This window comes from Pseudomonas sp. LBUM1649 (assembly GCF_059716155.1).
This window is the reverse complement of the sequence record NZ_CP166807.1, coordinates 4,394,091-4,414,546: the sequence shown is the minus strand read 5'-3', so window position 1 is coordinate 4,414,546 and position 20,456 is coordinate 4,394,091. Positions and strand designations below refer to the sequence as shown.

The 20,456-nt window shown below is 60.5% G+C and carries 18 protein-coding genes; all 18 read right to left on the bottom strand.

Annotated features, from left to right (window positions below; genetic code table 11):
- Positions 1-1,854: an NADH-quinone oxidoreductase subunit L gene (nuoL, locus tag ACA058_RS20415; RefSeq protein ID WP_497635650.1), complete on the bottom strand. Its 1,854-nt coding sequence runs from the start codon at positions 1,852-1,854 to the stop codon at positions 1-3.
- Positions 1,851-2,159, bottom strand: a complete 309-nt coding sequence (gene nuoK / locus ACA058_RS20410; protein ID WP_007946416.1) for an NADH-quinone oxidoreductase subunit NuoK — start codon at positions 2,157-2,159, stop codon at positions 1,851-1,853. The genes nuoL and nuoK overlap by 4 nt, the downstream gene beginning before the upstream one ends.
- Positions 2,160-2,161: 2 nt before the next feature.
- Positions 2,162-2,665, bottom strand: coding sequence for an NADH-quinone oxidoreductase subunit J (nuoJ, locus tag ACA058_RS20405; RefSeq protein WP_497635649.1), 504 nt, complete (start codon positions 2,663-2,665; stop codon positions 2,162-2,164).
- Between the two features lie 9 nt (positions 2,666-2,674).
- Positions 2,675-3,220, bottom strand: a complete 546-nt coding sequence (gene nuoI / locus ACA058_RS20400) for an NADH-quinone oxidoreductase subunit NuoI (protein ID WP_497635648.1) — start codon at positions 3,218-3,220, stop codon at positions 2,675-2,677.
- A gap of 12 nt (positions 3,221-3,232) precedes the next feature.
- Positions 3,233-4,240: an NADH-quinone oxidoreductase subunit NuoH gene (nuoH, locus tag ACA058_RS20395; RefSeq protein ID WP_497635647.1), complete on the bottom strand. Its 1,008-nt coding sequence runs from the start codon at positions 4,238-4,240 to the stop codon at positions 3,233-3,235.
- A complete protein-coding gene (gene nuoG / locus ACA058_RS20390; RefSeq protein ID WP_497635646.1) occupies positions 4,237-6,951 on the bottom strand; it encodes an NADH-quinone oxidoreductase subunit NuoG in 2,715 nt (904 codons plus the stop codon). Before nuoG ends, nuoH begins: the two co-directional genes overlap by 4 nt.
- Before the next feature lie 137 nt (positions 6,952-7,088).
- Positions 7,089-8,444, bottom strand: coding sequence for an NADH-quinone oxidoreductase subunit NuoF (gene nuoF, locus ACA058_RS20385; RefSeq protein WP_497635645.1), 1,356 nt, complete (start codon positions 8,442-8,444; stop codon positions 7,089-7,091).
- Positions 8,441-8,938 carry an NADH-quinone oxidoreductase subunit NuoE gene (gene nuoE / locus ACA058_RS20380; protein WP_008053447.1) on the bottom strand — a complete coding sequence of 166 codons (498 nt, stop codon included), beginning with the start codon at positions 8,936-8,938 and terminating at the stop codon, positions 8,441-8,443. Before nuoE ends, nuoF begins: the two co-directional genes overlap by 4 nt.
- A gap of 2 nt (positions 8,939-8,940) precedes the next feature.
- On the bottom strand, positions 8,941-10,725 hold the full coding sequence (gene nuoC / locus ACA058_RS20375; protein WP_497635644.1) for an NADH-quinone oxidoreductase subunit C/D: 1,785 nt from the start codon (positions 10,723-10,725) through the stop codon (positions 8,941-8,943).
- 75 nt (positions 10,726-10,800) lie between these two features.
- Positions 10,801-11,475: a NuoB/complex I 20 kDa subunit family protein gene (locus ACA058_RS20370; protein ID WP_008032725.1), complete on the bottom strand. Its 675-nt coding sequence runs from the start codon at positions 11,473-11,475 to the stop codon at positions 10,801-10,803.
- A 10-nt stretch (positions 11,476-11,485) separates the two neighbouring features.
- The gene (locus ACA058_RS20365) at positions 11,486-11,899 is read right to left on the bottom strand and encodes an NADH-quinone oxidoreductase subunit A (RefSeq protein WP_003223812.1); all 414 of its coding nucleotides are present in this window, start codon (positions 11,897-11,899) and stop codon (positions 11,486-11,488) included.
- A gap of 625 nt (positions 11,900-12,524) precedes the next feature.
- Complete coding sequence (gene aceA, locus ACA058_RS20360; RefSeq protein ID WP_497635643.1) at positions 12,525-13,850, bottom strand: isocitrate lyase; 1,326 nt, start codon at positions 13,848-13,850, stop codon at positions 12,525-12,527.
- Between the two features lie 461 nt (positions 13,851-14,311).
- A complete protein-coding gene (locus ACA058_RS20355; protein WP_497635642.1) occupies positions 14,312-15,088 on the bottom strand; it encodes a secretin N-terminal domain-containing protein in 777 nt (258 codons plus the stop codon).
- A gap of 405 nt (positions 15,089-15,493) precedes the next feature.
- A complete protein-coding gene (locus ACA058_RS20350) occupies positions 15,494-15,919 on the bottom strand; it encodes a GNAT family N-acetyltransferase (RefSeq protein ID WP_497635641.1) in 426 nt (141 codons plus the stop codon).
- A complete protein-coding gene (locus tag ACA058_RS20345; protein ID WP_497635640.1) occupies positions 15,912-17,081 on the bottom strand; it encodes a ribosomal protein uL16 3-hydroxylase in 1,170 nt (389 codons plus the stop codon). The genes ACA058_RS20350 and ACA058_RS20345 overlap by 8 nt, the downstream gene beginning before the upstream one ends.
- An 86-nt stretch (positions 17,082-17,167) precedes the next feature.
- Complete coding sequence (gene purB / locus ACA058_RS20340; RefSeq protein WP_007972090.1) at positions 17,168-18,538, bottom strand: adenylosuccinate lyase; 1,371 nt, start codon at positions 18,536-18,538, stop codon at positions 17,168-17,170.
- Positions 18,539-18,662: 124 nt separating this feature from the next.
- Positions 18,663-19,286, bottom strand: coding sequence for a high frequency lysogenization protein HflD (gene hflD, locus ACA058_RS20335; RefSeq protein WP_272602829.1), 624 nt, complete (start codon positions 19,284-19,286; stop codon positions 18,663-18,665).
- Entirely contained in the window at positions 19,283-20,416 is a 1,134-nt protein-coding gene (mnmA, locus tag ACA058_RS20330) for a tRNA 2-thiouridine(34) synthase MnmA (RefSeq protein WP_497635639.1), read from the bottom strand. The genes hflD and mnmA overlap by 4 nt, the downstream gene beginning before the upstream one ends.
- Positions 20,417-20,456 lie beyond the last annotated feature (40 nt).

Sequence of the window (20,456 nt, the reverse complement as noted above, 5' to 3'; positions counted from 1 at the left end):
TCAGACCGCTACCAGCACGACGGCGCCGATTACCAGCACGGCACCAGCAGCCATCGAGGCGGCATACCAACGCAGTTGACCAGTCTCGGTACGGCTCAGGGCGGTGTGACCGCCTTTGGCCATGCGCGGGATCAGACCGATGGTCTGGTCGAGCGGGTCTTTGCGCAGGATGTGGCTGATCGCCAGGTAAGGCTTGACGAACAGTTTGTCGTAGATCCAGTCGAAGCCCCAGGCAGCGAACCACCAGGCCGACAGGAAACGGCCGATGCCGCTGTTGGCGATGGCGGTGACGAAGCGACGCTTGCCGAGGAACAGCAGCGCGGCCAGCAGGATACCGGCCAGGGCGATGGCGCCCGAAGCGATTTCCAGGCTGTGCTTGGCTTCGCCGCCGGCATGGCCGACGCTTTGCGGCAGCACGCCGTGCAGCGGTGGAACGATCATCGCGCCGATGGCGGTGGACAACACGATCAGCACCGACAGCGGCAGCCAGTGGGCAATGCCGTGACCGGCGTGGGCTTCGGTCTTCGCTTCACCGTGGAACGCGATGAAGATCAGGCGGAAGGTGTACAGCGAAGTCATGAACGCACCGACCAGACCTGCATACAGCAGACCCTCGTTGCCGCTGGCAAACGCTTCCCAGAGGATTTCGTCCTTGGAGTAGAAGCCTGCGGTCACCAGTGGCAGGGCCGCCAGGGCCGCGCCGCCGACGATGAAGCTGGCGTAGGCCAGAGGCAGTTTCTTCCACAGGCCGCCCATCTTGAAGATGTTTTGCTCGTGGTGGCAGGCAACGATCACCGCACCGGAGGCAAGGAACAGCAGGGCCTTGAAGAAGGCGTGGGTCATCAGGTGGAAGATCGCGCCATCCCAGGCACCGACACCCAGGGCCAGGAACATGTAGCCGATCTGGCTCATGGTCGAGTAGGCAAGGATACGCTTGATGTCGGTCTGCACCAGTGCGGCAAAACCGGCCAGGACCAGGGTCACGCCGCCGACGATGCCTACAAGATGCAGGATTTCCGGCGCCAGGGTGAACAGGCCGTGGGTACGGGCGATCAGGTAGACACCGGCGGTCACCATGGTTGCGGCGTGGATCAGTGCCGAAACCGGGGTAGGGCCGGCCATCGCATCCGCCAGCCAGGTTTGCAGCGGCAGTTGCGCGGATTTACCGACAGCACCGCCCAGCAGCATCAGGGTGGCCATGACCATCCAGAAGTCGCCGGCCTGGAATTTCTGCGGTGCCAGCACCAGCAGTTCCTGGACATTCAGCGTGCCCAGTTGGGCGAACAGGATGAACAGGCCGATGGCCATGAACACGTCGCCGATACGGGTCACGATGAAGGCTTTCAGTGCAGCGTTACCGTTGTTGCGATTGCTGTAGTAGAAACCGATCAATAGGTACGAGCACAGGCCCACGCCTTCCCAACCGAAGTACAGGAACAACAGGTTATCGCCCAGCACCAGAAACAGCATGCTGGCGATAAACAGGTTGGTGTAGGCGAAGAAGCGCGAGTAACCGGCTTCACCGCGCATGTACCAGGACGCGAACAGGTGGATCAGGAAACCCACGCCGACCACTACACCGAGCATGGTCAGGGACAGACCATCCAGGTACAGGGCGAAGTTCGGCGTGAAGCCTTCCACCGCCATCCACTGCCACAGCACCTGGGTGTAGTGACCGCCTTCAGGTGGCGCGACGTTGAATTGCCAGATCACGTAAGCCGTGACGATGGCAGACAAGCCGACGGAACCGACGCCGATCAGCGCCGAGAGGTTTTCCGAGAGGCGTCCACGGGAGAACGACAGCAGCAGGAAACCAATGAGAGGGAATACGAAAGTCAGATAGAGAAGATTCATCCGCGCATCTCGCTGGCAGCGTCGATATCGAGAGTGTGGAAGCGGCGGTACAGCTGCAACAGAATCGCCAGGCCGATACTGGCCTCGGCGGCTGCCAGGCTGATCACCAGGATGAACATGATCTGTCCATCCGGCTGCGCCCAGCGGCTACCGGCAACGATGAACGCCAGGGCGGAGGCATTCATCATGACCTCCAGGCTCATCAGCACGAAGAGAATGTTGCGGCGGACCATCAGGCCGACCAGACCGAGGCAGAACAGGATGCCGGCGACCGCCAGACCATGCTCCATAGGGATAGCAGGCATCGTCATTGCTCCTTGGCTTCGTTACGGCCCAAATGGAACGCCGTGACGGCTGCGGCGAGCAGCAGCATCGAGGCGAGTTCGACCACCAGCAGGTAAGGACCGAACAGGCTGATGCCCACGGCCTTGGCGTCTACGGTGGTGTGGCCGACGGCTTCGCCGGTCTGGTGGGCGAACAGCACGTACAGCAGTTCAGCCAGCAGCAGGGCGCCGAGGATGACCGGGCCGAGCCAGATACCGGGCTTGAGCCAGACGCGCTCCTGCTGAACCGAGGCCGGGCCGAGGTTCAGCATCATCACCACGAACACGAACAGCACCATGATGGCGCCAGCGTAGGCGATCACTTCCAGCACACCGGCGAACGGCGCGCCGAGGGCGAAGAACGTCATCGCCACGGCGATCAGCGAAATGATCAGGTAGAGCAGGGCGTGCACAGGGTTGGTGTTGGTGATCACGCGAAGCGTGGACACCACAGCGATACCCGATGCGAAATAGAAAGCGAATTCCATCTTTCTTCCTTAAGGCAGCAAGCTCTTCACGTTGATCGGTTCGGCTTCATTCTGCGCGGAGCCCTTGGGCTTACCGGCAATCGCCATACCTGCAACACGATAGAAGTTGTAATCAGGGTTTTTGCCGGGGCCGGAGATCAGCAGATCTTCTTTCTCGTAAACCAGGTCCTGACGTTTGAACTCGGCCATCTCGAAATCCGGTGTCAGCTGGATCGCGGTGGTCGGGCAGGCTTCCTCGCAGAGGCCGCAGAAAATGCAGCGCGAGAAGTTGATACGGAAAAACTCCGGGTACCAGCGACCGTCTTCGGTTTCAGCTTTCTGCAGCGAGATGCAACCGACCGGGCACGCCACGGCGCACAGGTTGCAGGCTACACAACGCTCTTCGCCGTCGGGGTCGCGGGTCAGGACGATACGTCCACGGTAGCGCGGCGGCAGGTAGACCGGTTCTTCCGGGTACTGCAGCGTGTCGCGCTTGCGGAAGGCGTGGCCGAAAATCATCACCAGGCTGCGAAGCTGGGTGTAGAAGCCATGCACGATGTCAAATATGTACTTCATGATTCTCTATCCTCACTGAGCCGCGACGGCGGGCGTGTTGAGCAACACGATCGCAGCGGTCACCAGCATGTTGACGAGGGTCAGCGGCAAGCAGAACTTCCAGCTGAAATCCATCACCTGGTCATACCGTGGGCGCGGGATCGAGGCGCGCAGCAGGATGAACATCATGATGAAGAACGCGGTTTTTAGTGCGAACCAGATGAACGGGATCTGCGGCAGGATGCCGAACGGACCGTGCCAGCCACCGAAGAACAGTGTCACCAGCAGCGCCGAAATCAACACGATGCCGATGTACTCGCCAACGAAGAACATGCCCCATTTCATGCCGGCGTATTCAATGTGGTAACCGTCGGCCAGTTCCTGTTCCGCTTCCGGCTGGTCGAACGGGTGACGGTGAGTCACGGCCACGCCAGCGATGAAGAAGGTCAGGAAACCGAAGATCTGCGGAATGATGAACCACATATTCTGCGCTTGGTATTCAACGATGTCGCGCATGTTGAACGAGCCGACCTGGATCACGATGCCCATCAGCGACAGGCCCATGAACACTTCGTACGACACGGTTTGTGCCGAGGCCCGCAAGCTGCCCAACAGGGCGAACTTGTTGTTGCTCGACCAGCCGGCGAACAGCACCGCGTAGACCGACAGACCGGCCATGGCGAAGAAGAACAGGATGCCGATGTTGATATCCGCCACGCCCCAGGTCGGGGTGATCGGGATGATCGCGAAGGCAATCAGCAGGGCGCTCATGGCGACTACCGGTGCCAGGGTGAAGATCATCTTGTCGGCGAACGGCGGGGTCCAGTCTTCCTTGAAGAACATCTTGATCATGTCGGCGGCGATCTGGAACGCGCCGAACGGACCGACACGGTTCGGACCGTAACGGTCCTGCCAGAGGGCGAGCAGACGACGCTCGACCCAGCTCAGCAGGGCGCCGCAGACCACCACGGCGAGCAGGATCACCACGGCCTTGAGGACCGCGATGATGATGTCGATCACTTCAGGAGTGAACAAGGTCATTGCGCTGCCTCCTGCAGACCGTCAACGGATTTGCCAAAGATGGCTGGCGGAATGCCGGCGATGCCCGCAGGCAATGCCACCAGGCCAGCGCCCAGCTCGTCATTGATGCGCAGTGGCAGACGCAGGGTCTGGCCAGCCACGTTCAAGCTCAGCATGGCACCGTCGTTGACACCCAGGCGGTCGGCTTCGGACTTGGCCAAGGCGACGTAGGCGGCCGGGATGCGTTCCTGGACCGGTGCGGCTTTCGAAGAGTTCTCTTCGCTGCCGAACAGGTGGAAGAACGGCACAACCTGCCAGGTGCCCTGGGCCGGGTTGAACGCGCGCGGAACGCTGGCGAACCAGTTCAGCGAGTCACCGTTGCTTTCGATCAGGCGGGTGCCCGGGTCGCCAGCACGGATGTGACCACCGACTTCGTCCTGGAACTTGTTCCAGGCCTGCGGCGAGTTCCAGCCCGGAGACCAGGCGAATGGCACTTGCTGACGCGGTTCGGCCGAACCCGAGTAACCTTCCATCGAGAAGGCGAACGCGGTGTCCTTGTCCTGCGGAGTACGCGGTTCATGCACGTTGATGTCGGCGCGCATGGCGGTACGACCGGAGTAACGCAGCGGTTCACGGGCCAGTTTCATGCCCTTGATGCGGAACGCGGCGGACGGTGCGGCATCAACGATGCGGTTCAGTTGTGGCGTGCTTGCAGCCACGGCAGCGGTAACGTGGTCCAGTTGGGTCCAGTCGATCGGCTGGTTCAACAGGGTGGCGCGCAGGGCATGCAGCCAGCGCCAGCCTTCGTGAACCAGGATGCTCGCGTCCATGTACTTCGGATCGAAGACCTGGAAGAAACGCTGGGCGCGACCTTCCTGGCTGACCAGGGTACCGTCGCCTTCAGCGAAGCTGGCGGCTGGCAGAACCAGGTGCGCGCGATCGCTGGTAGCGGTCTTCTGATGGTCCGCCACGATCAGCACTTTCGCGGCGGTCAGGGCAGCATCGACACGGGCTTTGTCGGTGCGGGTGTACAGGTCGTTTTCGAGCACGACGATGGCGTCGGCCTTACCGTCGATCACCGCTTGCAGCGCGGCGTCGACCGATTCGCCACCGAGCATGGCCAGGCCGAGGCTGTTGGCCTCTGGCACGATCAGGCTGATGGAACCGTTCTTCTCGCGCAGCTTCAGGGCCTTGGCGATGTTCGCGGCGGCTTCGATCAAGGCTTTGGAGCCCAGGGAAGTACCGGCGATGATCAGCGGGCGCTTGGCAGCGAGCAGGGCGTCGGCAATGCGCTTGGCCAGCTCGAGCGCTTCTGCATCCAGGCCTTCAACGGCCGGAGCGCTGGCATCGAGGGCGTGAGCCACGGCGAAGCCGATACGCGCAAGGTCGTCTGGAGCGGCGTGAACGCACTCTTCAGCGATGTCGTCGAGCTTGGTTTCAGCCAGGCTGGCGATGAACAGCGGGTTCAGCGCGTGCTGACCGATGTTCTTCACTGCGGCGTCGAGCCAAGGCTGGACGCGCATGGCGTCGGCCATGTCTTCAGCCTTGCCCTTGACCGACTGACGCAGGGACAGCGCCATGCGGGCGGCAGTCTGGGTCAGGTCTTCGCCGAGGACGAAAATTGCGTCGTGGTCTTCGATGTCGCGCATGTTCGGGATCGGCAGCGGGCTGTCTTTCAGCACCTGCATCACCAGACGAATGCGTTCCAGCTCTGACGCTTCGATACCGGAGTAGAAGTGCTCGGCACCGACCAGTTCGCGCAATGCATAGTTGCTTTCCAGGCTGGCGCGGGGGGAACCGATACCGACGATGTTGCGACCGCGCAGTAGATCGGCAGCTTTATCCAGTGCTTCGTCGAGGCTCAGCTTGGCGCCGTTGGCCAGCAATGGCTGACGCGGACGGTCTTCGCGGTTGACGTAGCCATAGCCGAAACGGCCACGGTCGCACAGGAAGTACTGGTTTACCGAACCGTTGAAACGGTTTTCGATACGACGCAGTTCACCGTAGCGTTCGCCCGGGGAGATGTTGCAACCGCTGGAGCAGCCATGGCAGATGCTCGGCGAGAACTGCATGTCCCACTTGCGGTTGTAGCGCTCGGAGTGAGTCTTGTCGGTGAACACACCGGTCGGGCAGACCTCGGTGAGGTTGCCGGAGAACTCGCTTTCCAGGGTGCCGTCTTCAACGCGACCGAAGTACACGTTGTCGTGGGCGCCGAATACGCCAAGGTCGGTGCCGCCGGCGTAGTCCTTGTAGAAGCGCACGCAGCGGTAGCAAGCGATGCAGCGGTTCATCTCGTGGGAAATGAACGGGCCCAGTTGCTGGTTCTGGTGAGTACGCTTGGTGAAGCGGTAACGGCGCTCGTTGTGGCCGGTCATTACCGTCATGTCTTGCAGGTGGCAGTGACCGCCTTCCTCACAGACCGGGCAGTCGTGAGGGTGGTTGGTCATCAGCCATTCAACAACGCTGGCGCGAAAGGCCTTGGATTCTTCATCGTCGATGGAGATCCAGGTGCCATCAGTGGCAGGGGTCATGCAGGACATGACGATGCGACCACGGGTGTCGTTCTCGTCGGTGTACTGCTTGACCGCGCACTGGCGGCAAGCGCCAACGCTGCCAAGGGCGGGGTGCCAGCAGAAGTAAGGAATATCGAGGCCTAGCGACAGACATGCCTGTAACAGGTTGTCTGCCCCGTCGACTTCGAGCGCTTTGCCGTCTACGTGGATAGTGGCCATGGTTCAAAGTTCTTCGTTGGCCCGGTGTCAGCGGGCGTGGCTAATGGAATCTTGTTATCCGCGCGAATCAACACAGCCGGTAAAGGCGTCATCGCACGAAAAGCGAAGGGCACGGACCCTTCGCCTTGTTTAAGCGTTTACGCGCCGACTACGATCGGCCTTGCCAGAGGCGGGACGACTGCGCTGGTGGGCGCGATGCCGGCTTCGAACTCATGGCGGAAGTATTTGATGGCGCTGCCCAACGGCTCCACGGCACCCGGAGCGTGAGCACAGAAGGTCTTGCCTGGGCCAAGGAAACCGACCAGACCCAGCAGGGTCTCGATGTCGCCGGCTTGCCCTTCACCGTTCTCGATGGCCATCAGGAGCTTGACGCTCCATGGCAGCCCATCGCGGCAAGGGGTGCAGAAGCCGCAGGATTCGCGGGCGAAGAACTGCTCCATATTGCGCAGCAGGGATACCATGTTGACGCTGTCGTCCACCGCCATGGCCAGGCCGGTACCCATACGGGTGCCCACTTTGGCGATGCCGCCGGCGTACATTTGTGCGTCGAGGTGTTCCGGCAACAGGAAACCGGTACCGGCGCCGCCAGGCTGCCAGCACTTGAGCTTATAACCGTCGCGCATGCCACCGGCGTAGTCTTCGAACAATTCGCGACCGGTGACGCCGAATGGCAGTTCCCACAGGCCCGGGTTCTTGACCTTGCCGGAGAAGCCCATGAGCTTGGTGCCCATGTCTTCACTGCCTTCGCGAGCCAACGATTTGTACCAGTCCACGCCGTCGGCAATGATCGCCGGCACGTTGCACAGGGTTTCAACGTTGTTCACGCAAGTCGGCTTGCCCCAAACGCCAACGGCGGCAGGGAAGGGCGGCTTGGAGCGCGGGTTGGCGCGGCGGCCTTCGAGGGAGTTGATCAGCGCGGTTTCTTCACCGCAGATGTAACGCCCGGCGCCGGTGTGGACGAACAGCTCGAAATCGAACCCACTGCCCAGAATGTTTTTACCCAACAGTCCCGCTGCCTTGGCTTCTTCCACTGCACGGTTCAGGTGCTTGGCGGCGGTGGTGTACTCGCCACGCAGGAAGATATAGCCACGGTAGGTTTTCAGTGCGCGGGCACTGATCAGCATGCCTTCGATCAGCAGATGGGGCAGTTGCTCCATCAGCATGCGGTCTTTCCAGGTGTTGGGTTCCATTTCATCCGCGTTGCACAGCAGGTAGCGGATGTTGATGGATTCGTCCTTGGGCATCAGGCCCCACTTCACGCCAGTGGGGAAGCCTGCACCGCCGCGACCTTTGAGGCCGGAGTCTTTCACGGTCTGGACGATGTCGTCCTGGGCCATGTCGGCGAAGGCCTTGCGCGCAGCGGCGTAACCGTTCTTGGCCTGGTATTCGTCGAGCCATACGGCTTCGCCGTCGTCACGCAGACGCCAGGTGAGCGGATGAGTCTCGGCCGAACGCTTGATGCGGTTGGCAGGACCGAAGGAAGTCAGGGTCATACGTAGCCCTCGAGCAATTTGGCAACGCCTGCTGGCTGCACATCACCGAAAGTGTCGTCGTCGATCATCAACGCCGGCGCCTTGTCGCAGTTGCCGAGGCAGCAGACCGGCAGCAGGGTGAAACGACCGTCGGTGGTGGTCTGGCCCAGGCCGATGCCCAGCTTGCTCTGGATTTCGCTGACCACGGATTCGTGGCCGCCGATGTAGCAGACCATGCTGTCGCAGACGCGAATGATGTGACGGCCGACCGGCTGACGGAAGATCTGGCTATAGAACGTCGCCACGCCTTCAACGTCGCTGGCCGGGATGCCGAGGATCTCGCCGATGGCGTACAGGGCGCCGTCCGGCACCCAGCCACGTTCCTTCTGGACGATCTTCAGGGCTTCGATCGACGCCGCGCGCGGGTCTTCGTAGTGATGCAGCTCGTGCTCGATGGCCGAGCGCTCGGTTTCACTCAAGGTGAAACGGTCTGTCTGGATAAGCGTGCTGTTCATGCTTAGCGGTCCACGTCGGCCATAACGAAATCGATACTACCCAGGTACGCAATCAAGTCCGCGACCATGCTGCCTTTGATCACCGAAGGGATCTGCTGCAGGTGCGGGAAGCTTGGGGTACGAATCCGGGTGCGGTAGCTCATGGTGCCGCCATCGCTCGTCAGGTAATAACTGTTGATGCCCTTGGTCGCTTCGATCATCTGGAAGGATTCGTTGGCCGGCATGACCGGGCCCCACGAAACTTGCAGGAAGTGCGTGATCAGGGTTTCGATGTGCTGCAGCGTGCGCTCTTTCGGTGGCGGCGTGGTCAGCGGGTGATCCGCCTTGTACGGGCCTTCCGGCATGTTGCGCAGGCACTGGTCGATGATCTTGATGCTCTGGCGCATCTCCTCGACGCGCACGATGCAACGGTCGTAGGCATCTCCGTTGGCGGCCAGGGGGACTTCGAACTCGAAGTTCTCGTAGCCCGAGTACGGACGCGCTTTACGCAGGTCGAAGTCGCAACCGGTCGAACGCAGGCCAGCACCGGTCACGCCCCATTCCAGGGCCTGCTTGGTGTTGTAGTCGGCGACGCCGATGGTACGGCCACGCAGGATGCTGTTGTCCAGGGCGGCTTTCTGGTATTCGTCCAGACGCTTGGGCATCCACTCGACGAAATCCTTGACCAGTTTTTCCCAGCCGCGCGGCAGGTCGTGGGCGACGCCACCGATGCGGTACCAGGCCGGGTGCAGGCGGAAACCGGTAATGGCTTCGATCACCGTGTACGCGCGCTGGCGGTCGGTGAAGGTGAAGAACACCGGGGTCATGGCGCCGACGTCCTGGATATAGGTACCCAGGAACAGCAGGTGGCTGGTGATCCGGAAGAACTCGGCCATCATGATGCGGATGACGTCGACCTTCTCCGGCACCTTGATGCCGGCCAGTTTCTCGACCGAGAGCACGTACGGCAGGTTGTTCATCACGCCGCCGAGGTAGTCGATACGGTCGGTGTACGGAATGAAGCTGTGCCAGGACTGACGCTCGGCCATCTTCTCGGCACCACGGTGGTGGTAACCGACGTCCGGCACGCAGTCGACGATCTCTTCACCGTCCAGCTGCAGGATGATGCGGAATGCACCGTGCGCCGAAGGGTGGTTAGGGCCGAGGTTGAGGAACATGTAGTCCTCATTCGGGCCGGAACGCTTCATGCCCCAGTCTTCAGGCTTGAAGCGCGCGGCTTCTTCCTCGAGCTGTTGCTTGGCCAGGGTCAGGCTGTACGGATCGAATTCGGTGGCGCGGGCAGGGAAGTCCTTGCGCAGCGGGTGACCTTCCCAGGTCGGCGGCATCATGATGCGCGACAGGTGCGGGTGGCCTTTGAAGTCGATACCGTACATGTCCCAGACTTCACGCTCGTACCAGTTGGCGTTCGGCCAGATACTGGTGACGGTCGGCAGGCTGAGGTCGCTCTCGGACAAGGCGACCTTGATCATTACGTCACTATTACGTTCGATCGACATCAAGTGATAGAACACGGAGAACTCGACGCCGTTCGGCAGTCCTTGACGCTTGGTGCGCAGACGTTCGTCCACGCCGTGCAGGTCATAGAGCATGACGTACGGCTTGGGCAGGTTGCGCAGGAAGGTCAGGACTTCGACGAGTTTGGCGCGGGCAACCCAAAGCACCGGCATGCCGGTGCGGGTAGGCTGGGCAGTAAACGCCTCCGGGCCAAAACGGTTGTTCAGTTCGACGACCACATCCTGGTCGTCTGCCTTGTAAGGCGGGATGTACAGAGCACTGCCTGTAGTCATGGTTATTTTATCGCTTTCGGTCAACGTAAAGAATGAAGCCAGTGTCTCGTTCTAGAAAGAAGAAGCAGATCTGGATCAGACTTCGTCGGGGCTGCGCAGGTTGGTGACTGCGATTCGCTGTTCGCGGCGCTTATCCTTTTCCGAAGGCATCTCGGCGCGATACACGCCTTGATCACCAACGACCCAGGAAAGCGGACGACGCTCCTGTCCAATCGACTCCTGCAACAGCATCAAGCCTTGCAGGAAAGCTTCAGGGCGGGGCGGGCAGCCAGGCACGTAGACGTCCACGGGCAGGAACTTGTCCACCCCTTGAACGACGGAGTAGATGTCGTACATGCCACCGGAGTTGGCGCACGAACCCATGGAGATGACCCATTTAGGTTCGAGCATTTGCTCGTAGAGACGCTGGATGATCGGCGCCATCTTGATGAAGCAGGTACCGGCGATAACCATGAAATCCGCCTGACGCGGCGATGCCCGGATGACCTCGGCGCCAAAGCGCGCGATGTCGTGGGGCGCCGTGAAGGCGGTGGTCATTTCCACGTAGCAACACGAAAGGCCGAAGTTATACGGCCACAGGGAGTTCTTGCGCCCCCAGTTGATCGTGCCGTTAAGCACGTCTTCGAGCTTGCCCATGAAAATGTTTTTGTGGACTTGATCTTCTAACGGATCGGAAACGGTTTCCCGTTCGCCAATCGGATACTGCTCGTTAGGAGCATCGGGGTCGATCCTGGTGAGATTGTATTGCATTGCCAAAGCCTCATTGTTTCAGCTTCGCTTGCCGCTTACGACGAGCTTCCGGAGCCCAGTCAAGGGCGCCCACTCGGAATAGGTAGACAAGGCCTGCCAACAGAATTGCTATGAAAACGAGAGCTTCGACGAATCCGGTCCAGCCGCTTTCGCGGACGGACACAGACCATGCAAAGAGAAAGAGGGCTTCGATATCGAAGATCACGAAGAGCATCGCGACCAGATAGAATTTGGCTGAGAGCCGCAAGCGGGCGCCACCTGTAGGTAGCATGCCGGACTCGAACGGTTCGTTTTTGCTGCGGCCCCAGGCTTTTGACCCGAGTAGGCTGGAAACGCCCAGCATGAAGGCACAGAGGCCGACGACGCCTAGAAGGAAAATGGCAAAGCCCCAGTTGTGGGCCATGAGTCCTGTCGCTTCGGGCATGCTGGTAATCCTTAACAGAGAGCAAAGGTCTCTGAGCTTGAAAAAGTAACAACGCAGTGACGATATGTCGCAGCAATCAATCCCGCTGATTTTATGGCTAAACACCCAGCAAGTAAAATTCCTATAGCGAAATTATTTATAGGAATAAGGACATAGCGAGCGGCAAAAGCGCCGTAGCCCTTGCGTTGCGGGCATTAGCCGGCATTTCGGGAATTATGTTTTGTAGGGAATGAAACGAACATAGTTTTGGCTAAATGATAATCAATATTGTTTGGATGGGTTTTTAAAGTGTTTATCTGGTGGGAAGTTGGGAAGTTGTCTTTTATGGGGGTTACTGCAAGTAGCGGCGGCGGACGTTTTACCGGATTTTCCCGGGTTCGATGCAACCTTCGTCAGGGATAACACCGTTCCCTGTAGGAGCAAAGCTTGCTCGCGATAGCGGTGGCAAATCCACCCTCTTGGTTGACTGTCTGGCCCTCATCGCGAGCAAGCTTTGCTCCTACGGTTGCTGTGGCATCAAATTGCGGACAAAAAAACGCCCCGAACCAGTCGGGGCGTCAGATGTGCAGCGCTGCGGTTAGCTTTCTATAGGGCCCGCAGCGGCTGATGTCTCAGGCGAAGCAGATCAGTGGAACTGTTCTTCTTCAGTCGAACCGGTCAGCGCGGTAACCGAAGACGAGCCACCCTGGATCACGGTGGTCATGTCGTCGAAGTAGCCGGTGCCCACTTCCTGCTGGTGCGCCACGAAGGTGTAGCCCTTCGATGCGTCAGCGAACTCTTGCTCTTGCAGCTTCACGTAGGCAGTCATGTCGTTGCGGGCGTAGTCGTGCGCCAGGTTGAACATGCTGTGCCACATGTTGTGAATGCCGGCCAGGGTGATGAACTGGTGCTTGTAGCCCATGGCGGACAGTTCGCGCTGGAACTTGGCGATGGTCGCGTCGTCCAGGTTTTTCTTCCAGTTGAAAGAAGGCGAGCAGTTGTACGACAGCAGTTGGTCCGGGTATTCCTTCTTGATCGCTTCGGCGAAGCGACGAGCCTCGTCCAGGTCTGGCTTGGCGGTTTCACACCAGATCAGGTCGGCGTACGGTGCGTAGGCCAGGCCGCGAGCAATCGCCTGGTCCAGGCCGGCGCGCACTTTGTAGAAGCCTTCCTGGGTGCGTTCGCCAGTCACGAATGGCTGGTCGTACGGGTCGCAGTCGGAAGTCAACAGGTCAGCTGCGTTAGCGTCGGTACGCGCCAGGATGATGGTCGGCGTACCGGCAACGTCGGCAGCCAGACGGGCAGCGGTCAGCTTCTGTACGGCTTCCTGGGTAGGAACCAGTACCTTGCCGCCCATGTGGCCGCATTTTTTCACGGAAGCCAGTTGGTCTTCGAAGTGAACGCCGGCGGCGCCTGCTTCGATCATGCTCTTCATCAGCTCGTAGGCGTTCAGTACGCCGCCGAAACCGGCTTCGGCGTCAGCCACGATGGGTGCGAAGTAGTCGATGTAGCCAGCGTCGCCCGGGTTCTTGCCGGCTTTCCACTGGATCTGGTCAGCACGACGGAACGAGTTGTTGATGCGCTTGACCACGGTTGGAACGGAGTCCACCGGGTACAGCGACTGGTCCGGGTACATCGATTCGGCGGAGTTGTTGTCCGCAGCCACTTGCCAGCCCGACAGGTAGATCGCCTGGATACCGGCTTTGACTTGTTGTACAGCCTGGCCGCCGGTCAGGGCGCCCATGCAGTTGACGAAATCTTTCTCAGGACGGAAGGCAGGCTTGGCACCCTGGGTAACCAGGTTCCACAGCTTCTCGGCGCCCATTTTTGCAAAAGTGTGCTCAGGTTGAACCGAGCCACGCAGGCGGACGACGTCAGCAGCGGAGTAATTGCGTGTCACGCCTTTCCAGCGCGGGTTCTCAGCCCAGTCTTTTTCGAGGGCTGCAATTTGCTGTTCGCGTGTCAGTGCCATGGGAGATAAACCTCGTCGCGTCTTTATGAAAAGTTGTTCTGCGGTGGAAAATTTCTGCGCTCGCTGACCAGAAGCTTAGGCGGTCAAGTCGGGTTCGGCGGAGATGGCGACGGGATGAACGATGGGCTCGAGGGGAAGTGAGCAGGTAAGGGCGAACTGGCGGGCGCATTCGGGCGTCGTGGGCCTTGGTGCGAACTTCAGTGTGATGCCGGGTTTACCTAAATACGCTTCCGTCCCTCGGGACAACTTCGTTCCAGTCGGCAACCTCGTCAAACACACCTTGTGGGCGGTACAGACACGAAGCGGTTCGCGAGGTAGGTGCGAACATCGCCTCGAAGGCCCTTGCCAGGGCCCCTGATTAGCGGGAGCGAGGCCATAATGCCTTCGCTTTTTTGCCTCGTCAAACGTTTTGTAGTGCTTTTTTTCAAGCACTACATCTTTGGTCTAATACGACTTGGCAGTCAGTTTTTGGTGCCGTGGTCCAAAGTATCGACTTTCACCCGAAGGGTCATGTCGTTCCTGCTCTGGGTCGAGTAGCTGCGAGTCAGGCCCTGTTTGTCGGCCTGAGTCTGGCCGTTCATGCCGGCCAACAGGATCCACTCACCCAGGCGGCCGGTGACGGTTGTGTCGGTGCTTTGTACGTTCACTACATCTGGACGTTCCTGGCTCATGCGGTCACGGTTGGTACTGATCGACAGGTGGACGATCTCCCCGGTGACGTTGGCCGTGACGTAAAAGCCCTGGGTCACGCTGCGGTACTCGGTCTGGCTGCGCAGGTCCCCGTAGCCGTCGATCTGGGTGCTGGTCAGCGGTACGCTCTGGCCGACCTGGATCAGCGCCGGCATGCCGTCGGTGGCCTGGATTTGCTGGATGCCACCCTCGCGGCTGGCGGTGCTGCGGTTGATGATGCGGGTCTGGCCGGGCCTGGCGCCGTTGACCGAGTAACCCTGATCGCCCTGGACGTTGTTTTCGTTGGTGTCGACGGTGATCAGCAGGCGTTTGGGCGCGGTATCGAGCTGGCCGATCAGGGTCTTAAGTTCGCCGATCTTGCGCTGATCGGCGTTGACGATGAGCTGATTGCCGTAGGCGCTGACCTGGCCGTCCTTGCCGATGAAATCCTGCGCCACTGGCAACATGTCGGCGCTGGTGTGGTAGTTCAGCGGCACGACTTCGGTGGCTGCCATGAGCGAAAAACTGCAGGTCACCAGCAGTGTGGTGAGCAGGGTGCGTAAGGACATATCCGTTATCTCCGCAATCAAAGACGTGATGTTGCCACTTTGTCGGCCAGGGGTGTGTAGGAGCGAGCCTGCTCGCGATGGTCGTCAACGATAATGCGTGAAGCCTGACACCCCGCGGCGCTCTCAAGTCCATCGCGAGCATGCTCGCTCCTATAGCTGTTGGTAGTGCCAGTTTGTCGGCCTGGGATGGGGCAAGTTGAATCGTAGACAGCAAAACGCCCCGGCATCCGAAAATGGCGGGGCGTTTTGGGGTGTAATTCAGAGCCTTTGTGGCGAGGGGATTTATCCCCGTTGGGGTGCGCAGCAGCCCTGGAGCCTGCTATAGATATCTTTCAGGCACACCGCATGCATAGGTCTGCGACTGCTGCGCAGTCGAACGGGGATAAATCCCCTCGCCACAGGGTCTCAAGCCGAATGGCGGACCATGTCCACATGCGGAATCCCTGCTTCCAGGAACTCCTCACTGACCATGTGAAAGCCCAGGCGCTCATAGAACGCCGTGGCTTGCACCTGGGCGCTGAGCTGCTGCTGCTTCAGCCCGCGCTCTTCGGCTTCGCCGATCACCGCTTGCATCAGTGCATCGCCGACTTTCAGGCCGCGCCAGTCCTTGAGTACCGACACCCGGCCGACGTGACCGTCAGGCAACAGGCGGGCAGTGCCAACCGGAAAGTCGCCTTCGAGGGCAAGGAAGTGCACGGCCGTCACATCATCGGCATCCCATTCCAACTCGGGTGGAACGGATTGCTCGGCGACGAACACCGCTTCACGAATGCGCCGGATCTCGGCGTTGTCCTTCTGCCAGTCTGCGACACGTACGTGAATCTTATTCATCGGCAAACCCCAGGCTTCCTTGCTTGACCAGTTCGCACAGCAGGCCGCGGCCATCTTCGTCGGTCAACCAGTCACCCAGGTTGTCGACGTGCAGCGCGTCGGCGGCGCAGATCATCTTCAGCAGTTCGCGCAGTTTGCCCGGCAGGTAACGGCTCTGGCCGCTGGCGAACAGCAGCAGGTCGTCATCGACTTCCGACCAGGCCAGGCGCGCGCTCGGGTTGCGGATCAGCACGGCGCCTTGCTCGAGCGCGCCGAGTACGTCGTCTTCTTCGAGGTCTTCCGGGCCGACCACCAGTTCCGGGTAGCGCGGCTCGGTCATGAACTGGCCGAACCAGGTCAGCAGCAGGCGCTCGTCGCTCATGTGTTCGGCCAGCAGGCTTTTCAAGCGGTCGAGGGCGTCGTGCTGGATCTGGTGCGGGTCGGCTGCAGGCAGGGCGTCGGCGTCGGTGTAGCGCTCTTCGTCCGGCAGGAACTGGCTGAGGAAGTCGGTGAAGTGGGTCAGCACTTCAGCGGCGCTCGGTGCGCGGAAACCTACGGAGTAGGTCAGGCAGTCGTCGACGGCCACGCCGCAATGGGCCAGACGCGGCGGCAGGTAGAGCATGTCGCCCGGCTCCAGCACCCATTCGTCGGTGGCTTCGAAGTCGGCGAGGATGCGCAGGTCCGCGTGTTGCAGCAGCGGGCTTTCGGAGTCGCACATCTGGCCGATTTTCCAGTTGCGCTTGCCGTGGCCTTGCAGCAGGAACACGTCGTAGTTGTCGAAGTGCGGACCGACGCTGCCACCAGGGGCGGCGAAGCTGATCATCACATCGTCGATGCGCCAGCTCGGCAGGAAGCGGAAGTTTTCCAGCAGTTCGCTGACTTCCGGCACGAATTGGTCGACGGCCTGCACCAGCAGGGTCCACTCGCGTTCCGGCAGTTTGCTGAATTCGTCCTCGGCAAACGGACCGCGACGCAATTCCCACGGACGCTCGCCGTTCTCGATGATCAGGCGCGATTCGACTTCTTCTTCCAGCGCCAGGCCGGCCAGTTCGTCGGCATCGATCGGGCTTTCGAAATCGGGAATCGCCTGACGGATCAACAGCGGTTTTTTCTGCCAGTAGTCGCGCAGGAACTCGCGTGCCGTGATGCCGCCCAGAAGTTGAAGAGGAATGTCAGGATTCATGTGTAACCTATTGAAAAAAAGCACTTTTCATACGGGAATAAAAACGCCCGGCGCGGCCGGGCGTCTTAAAAGGGTCAAGCGGTCGATCAGATGCGTTTGGCTTGCTCTACAGCGTTGCCGATGTAGTTCGCCGGAGTGAGCAGTTTCAGCTCGGCCTTGGCGGCGGCTGGCATGTCCAGGCCGTCGATGAAAGTTTGCAGCGCCTCAGGGCTGATGCCCTTGCCGCGAGTCAATTCTTTCAGCTTTTCGTACGGGTTTTCGATGTTGTAGCGACGCATGACGGTCTGGATCGGCTCGGCCAACACTTCCCAGCACGCGTCCAGGTCAGCGGCAATCTTCTGCTCGTTGAGCTCCAGTTTGCTGATGCCTTTGAGGCTGGCTTCGTACGCGATCACGCTGTGGGCGAAGCCGACACCGAGGTTGCGCAGTACGGTGGAGTCGGTCAGGTCGCGCTGCCAGCGGGAAATCGGCAGCTTGCTCGCCAGGTGCTGGAACAGCGCGTTGGCGATGCCCAGGTTGCCTTCGGAGTTTTCGAAGTCGATCGGGTTGACCTTGTGCGGCATGGTCGACGAGCCGATTTCGCCAGCAATGGTGCGCTGCTTGAAATAACCCAGGGAGATGTAGCCCCAGATATCGCGGTCGAAGTCGATCAGGATGGTGTTGAAGCGCGCGATCGCGTCGAACAGCTCGGCAATGTAGTCGTGCGGTTCGATCTGCGTGGTGTACGGGTTGAAGCCCAGGCCCAGCTCGTCTTCGATGAAGGCGCGGGCGTTGGCTTCCCAGTCGATCTCAGGGTAGGCCGACAGGTGAGCGTTGTAGTTGCCGACAGCGCCGTTGATCTTGCCCAGCAGTGGAACGGCCGCGACTTGAGCGATCTGGCGCTCCAGGCGGTAAACCACGTTTGCCAGTTCTTTGCCCAGGGTGGTCGGCGAGGCCGGTTGACCGTGGGTGCGCGACAGCATCGGCACGTCTGCAAAGCGGATCGCCAGTTCGCGGATGGCGTTGGCGGTCTGGCGCATCAGCGGCAGCATCACATCATCACGGCCTTCGCGCAGCATCAGGGCGTGGGACAGGTTGTTGATGTCCTCGCTGGTGCAGGCGAAGTGGATGAATTCGCTGACCTTGGCCAGTTCCGGCAGCTTGGCCGCTTGCTCTTTGAGCAGGTATTCGATGGCTTTTACGTCGTGGTTGGTGGTGCGCTCGATCTCTTTGACACGCTCGGCGTGCTCCAGGGAGAAGTTTTCCGCCAGGGTGTTCAATACCGCGTTGGCTTCGGCGGAGAACGCCGGCACTTCGCTGATGGCGGGGTGAGCGGCCAGGCGCTGGAGCCAGCGCACTTCAACCAAAACACGGGCACGGATCAGGCCGTACTCGCTGAAGATTGGGCGCAGGGCCTGGGTTTTGCCGGCGTAGCGGCCGTCAACAGGGGAAACCGCAGTGAGCGAAGAGAGCTGCATGGGGTGTTCTCGGACAGTCGGGCAACGAAATGGGGCGCGTATCATACATGAAAAAATCCGCCGGTCCGTCGCCAACTGACCGGCGTATTACGCGTATTGCTAAGTTCGGTGCTGTCGATGCGGGTTATTCGTTACGCATCAATGGGTAAAGCTCTTTCAGCAATTTGCGGCGGCTGATCACCAGCTGCCAGCGATGACCGCCCAATTGCCGCCACAGGCGTGCCGAACGAATGCCGGCCAGCAGCAGGGCACGAATTTTCGAGGCGTTGCTCGGTTGCTGCAGGTTGCGCATGTCACCGTGCACCTGAATGCGTTGGCGCAGGGTGCTCAGGGTGTCCTGATACAGCGCGCCGCACGCGGCGATCACGTTTTCGTGGGCCGGACCGAAGTGCTCGACCTGGGACTGAATCTGCGGCAGGCGCTTGCCGATGATCTCCAGCATGTCCTCGCGCTTGGCCAGCTGACGCTCAAGGCCCAGCATGGCCAGGGCATAGCGCAGCGGTTCGCGCTGCAGGGCGCTCGGGTCGCGTTCGAGGGCGCCGATCAATGCGCGATAGCCTTCGCGCAGGTTGATATCGTCGCCGCCATAGACTTCCAGGGTGTCCTTGGGATCGCGAATCAGCAGGCTGCCGAGCATGCAGGTCAGGCCGGCCTCGTTGGTCTGGCCGGTCTTGGCGATCTTGTCGACCAGCACCGCGGCGAGGAATACGCCGCCGAGCGCCGTCAGTTGTTCCTGGGTGGGGCTCATTGGGCCTGGCCTTTGCTAGTCCATGGTTCCGCAATTTCGATCACGCCGCCGCCGAGGCAGATCTCGCCGTCGTAGAACACCACGGACTGCCCTGGCGTGACCGCGCGTTGCGGATCATCGAAGGTCGCGCGGTAGCCGGTAGCGGTTTTCTCCAGGGTGCAGGGCTGGTCGCTCTGGCGATATCGAACCTTGGCGGTCAGCTTGCGTGGCTGGCTCAGGTCGATCGGGTTGACCCAGTAGATATCCGAAGCGAGCAGGGCGCGGGAGAACAGCCATGGGTGATCGTTACCCTGGCCAACGATCAGCTCGTTGTGTTCCAGGTCCTTGATCAGCACGTACCACGGCTCGTCGCTGGCGTCTTTCAGACCGCCGATGCCCAGGCCCTGGCGTTGGCCGATGGTGTGGTACATCAAGCCATGGTGGCGGCCGATGATTTCACCTTCGGTGGTCTTGATCTCGCCCGGTTGCGCCGGCAGGTATTGCTTGAGGAAGTCGCTGAAGCGGCGCTCGCCGATAAAGCAGATGCCGGTGGAATCCTTCTTTTTCGCGGTCGCCAGCTCGTATTTCTCGGCAATTGCGCGAACCTGCGGTTTTTCCAGCTCGCCGACCGGGAACAGGGTCTTGGCAATCTGCTCAAAGCCGACGGCATGCAGGAAGTAGCTCTGGTCCTTGTTCGGGTCCAGGCCCTTGAGCAGTTCGGTGCGGCCGTCGATGTCACGGCGACGCACGTAGTGGCCGGTGGCGATCAGGTCGGCGCCGAGCATCATGGCGTAGTCGAGGAACGCCTTGAACTTGATCTCGCGGTTGCACAGGATGTCCGGGTTCGGCGTGCGTCCGGCCTTGTATTCGGCCAGGAAATGCTCGAACACGTTGTCCCAGTACTCGGCGGCGAAGTTGGCGGTGTGCAGCTTGATGCCAATCTTGTCGCACACGGCCTGGGCGTCCGCCAGGTCGTCCATGGCGGTGCAGTATTCGGTTCCGTCGTCTTCTTCCCAGTTCTTCATGAACAGGCCTTCCACCTCATAGCCCTGCTCGATCAGCAGGAGGGCGGAAACGGAAGAGTCCACGCCGCCGGACATGCCGACAATGACGCGCTTCTTTTGTGTGTCAGAAGGGGCTGGATCACGCATAGGGATTCAATGAGTGTCTTGAAAAAGGACGCGATTCTAA

Bases quoted from the DNA above. Each gene is read 5' to 3' on its own strand.
- hflD (WP_272602829.1), bottom strand. From the start codon at position 19,286: ATGAGCCCCACCCAGGAACAACTGACGGCGCTCGGCGGCGTATTCCTC.
- nuoG (WP_497635646.1), bottom strand. From the start codon at position 6,951: ATGGCCACTATCCACGTAGACGGCAAAGCGCTCGAAGTCGACGGGGCA.
- nuoK (WP_007946416.1), bottom strand. From the start codon at position 2,159: ATGCCTGCTATCCCTATGGAGCATGGTCTGGCGGTCGCCGGCATCCTG.
- ACA058_RS20365 (WP_003223812.1), bottom strand. From the start codon at position 11,899: ATGCCCGAAGCGACAGGACTCATGGCCCACAACTGGGGCTTTGCCATT.
- nuoF (WP_497635645.1), bottom strand. From the start codon at position 8,444: ATGACCCTGACTTCCTTCGGTCCTGCCAACCGCATCAAGCGTTCGGCC.
- ACA058_RS20350 (WP_497635641.1), bottom strand. From the start codon at position 15,919: ATGAATAAGATTCACGTACGTGTCGCAGACTGGCAGAAGGACAACGCC.
- purB (WP_007972090.1), bottom strand. From the start codon at position 18,538: ATGCAGCTCTCTTCGCTCACTGCGGTTTCCCCTGTTGACGGCCGCTAC.
- nuoH (WP_497635647.1), bottom strand. From the start codon at position 4,240: ATGACCTTGTTCACTCCTGAAGTGATCGACATCATCATCGCGGTCCTC.
- nuoJ (WP_497635649.1), bottom strand. From the start codon at position 2,665: ATGGAATTCGCTTTCTATTTCGCATCGGGTATCGCTGTGGTGTCCACG.
- ACA058_RS20345 (WP_497635640.1), bottom strand. From the start codon at position 17,081: ATGAATCCTGACATTCCTCTTCAACTTCTGGGCGGCATCACGGCACGC.
- ACA058_RS20370 (WP_008032725.1), bottom strand. From the start codon at position 11,475: ATGCAATACAATCTCACCAGGATCGACCCCGATGCTCCTAACGAGCAG.
- nuoE (WP_008053447.1), bottom strand. From the start codon at position 8,938: ATGAACAGCACGCTTATCCAGACAGACCGTTTCACCTTGAGTGAAACC.
- nuoC (WP_497635644.1), bottom strand. From the start codon at position 10,725: ATGACTACAGGCAGTGCTCTGTACATCCCGCCTTACAAGGCAGACGAC.
- mnmA (WP_497635639.1), bottom strand. From the start codon at position 20,416: ATGCGTGATCCAGCCCCTTCTGACACACAAAAGAAGCGCGTCATTGTC.
- ACA058_RS20355 (WP_497635642.1), bottom strand. From the start codon at position 15,088: ATGTCCTTACGCACCCTGCTCACCACACTGCTGGTGACCTGCAGTTTT.
- nuoL (WP_497635650.1), bottom strand. From the start codon at position 1,854: ATGAATCTTCTCTATCTGACTTTCGTATTCCCTCTCATTGGTTTCCTG.
- aceA (WP_497635643.1), bottom strand. From the start codon at position 13,850: ATGGCACTGACACGCGAACAGCAAATTGCAGCCCTCGAAAAAGACTGG.
- nuoI (WP_497635648.1), bottom strand. From the start codon at position 3,220: ATGAAGTACATATTTGACATCGTGCATGGCTTCTACACCCAGCTTCGC.